We start from the raw sequence: 1,850 nt of genomic DNA, 5'->3' as shown, positions 1-1,850 counted from the left end.
GGAAAGCGGCATTGACCCGATTTACGATCAGCTACGCGGAAAGACTGCCACGGCAGTAACCGAAATCCCGGTTACACAAAATTCTGCACACCCTCTCTGCTTCTGACAAATCGTACAAAGCGCTCGATGCCAAACCGATAACCAGGCGACTCTCTAACTCATAAGCCACGATCAACCCCTTGTCGAACTATGAAAGTCTTTGCAAGAGCATGCTTATCAAGCTGCAATTCTCATAGTTATACACTCGCCATTTCATCAGCAGATGACAAACGACGCCTTTCGGAACGTATCCGCGATGCCGAGATCCGTAGTGATAAAGATAGCTCACAAGAAGATCACTAAGTGAGCCTGTGAGCCATTTAAAAAGCAATTTCATGCATCAGTTCAAAAATGTCTGGCTCTGATAAGTTAACTTTTGAACTCAGCAAAAGTTGCCATTCACATCTCTTTGCGACCACTACATACTTGGGTAATCCCCCCATTTGGTACTGACAAGTTAACTTCCTTGCTCAGCATGAAGTGACCCGATCATCACTAAGCAACCACCGATCTCCACGTTGCGAACGCAGCTGCCCTGCTCCGGCGATAATGGCTTGCTGAAGTTAGGTGTCTTCCAAGATTGAATAGGTTAGATACTGCAGCATGATTCGTTAGAAATAGTTGTGCATGGCTCGGCGACTTGAATCGCCTCATGCCTCGCTCTCGAAATCGCGTCAACTCATGCGATTGTTCAACTCTGTTGTTCGCGTATTTAGCTGTATTGTGATGAGCAGTCGGCATTAACTCGCGCTGAGCCACCCTATAACTTGCTAATTTATCAGTGACTATCGTTCGTGGTTCGCCGCCACTACTGCGTAACAAGCGCTTAAAGAATTGCTTTGCCGCCGTACCATTGCGCCTACTCTGAACGAAGACATCGACCACTTCGCCATCTTGATCAACGGCTCGCCACAAGTAGTGTTGTTTTCCATTTATCTTGATAAATACCTCATCAAGATAAAACGTATCGCCAAATCCGCGATGCCTTTGCTTAAGCTTACGAGCATAGCTAGGTCCGAACTTGATACACCACAACCGGATCGCCTCATAACTGACAGAGATGCCCTTCTCTGCCAGCAAATCTTCGATGTCACGAAAGCTCAGGTTGAATCGGTAGTAGATCCAGACTGCGTAGCTGATGATGCTGGGATGAAAGCGGTGTCGTTTGTAGGTACTCATAACCAAATTATCTCAACCCGCGAGTTAACTTGTCAGTATCATCAGCAGCGTATTGGCCCTATGAGCAAGTCGCGCCACTTCCTTAGCAGTGGCCTTGCGAACCACAGCGGCGTGCAGTGTAGTAATGGCTTGCGCAACGTCATTTCTAGCGGGATGAGCTGGCAGCTGCGCAACCTGCTTTTGGGCGCTCTCAGTAAAGTCCAGCATTTCAGCATACTCGGACGCGCTCACGATCGTGCCATCGGCGACCGCGCCGCTGTAGTCAACTGCCACGTAATCAATGAGCTGCCAAAGCTGCTTGGCATCGACACGGTCCGTAGGCTGAGCCATTGCCGTCGCGGCAATCATAAAGCAGGCCGCAACAGCTAAAAACCAAGTTTTGGAAAATTGAACTTTATTGCGCATGGTGTTTCTTTCTTTCGAGTTTGGAAAGCAGAGGAATGTAGATCAGCTCGCTAACTAACCCGATGGTTGTTTGCGTGACGATAATTGGCGGCAGCACTGCTATGGCGCTAGGTACGGCGAGCACCAAGCAGGTAAGGGTACTGACAAGTTAATTTCTCAGCACCTAAAATACTAAACGCATGTGCCAGCTTCGGTTTAGAACCAAAGTCGCACACCAGCCACTACCA

Annotated in this window: 2 protein-coding genes; both read right to left on the bottom strand. The window is 48.5% G+C overall.

What is annotated here, in order from left to right:
- Positions 1 to 534: 534 nt before the first annotated feature.
- Complete coding sequence (locus DFR26_RS11005; protein ID WP_116209106.1) at positions 535 to 1,218, bottom strand: IS6 family transposase; 684 nt, start codon at positions 1,216 to 1,218, stop codon at positions 535 to 537.
- A 24-nt stretch (positions 1,219 to 1,242) separates the two neighbouring features.
- Positions 1,243 to 1,623, bottom strand: a complete 381-nt coding sequence (locus tag DFR26_RS11000) for a hypothetical protein (protein ID WP_116209104.1) — start codon at positions 1,621 to 1,623, stop codon at positions 1,243 to 1,245.
- Between the last annotated feature and the right edge of the window lie 227 nt (positions 1,624 to 1,850).

Source organism: Paraperlucidibaca baekdonensis (genome assembly GCF_003387535.1).
Taxonomy (GTDB): domain Bacteria; phylum Pseudomonadota; class Gammaproteobacteria; order Pseudomonadales; family Moraxellaceae; genus Perlucidibaca; species Perlucidibaca baekdonensis.
The sequence above is the reverse complement of the archived record's forward strand: the minus strand, read 5'-3'. Positions and strand labels throughout refer to the sequence as shown.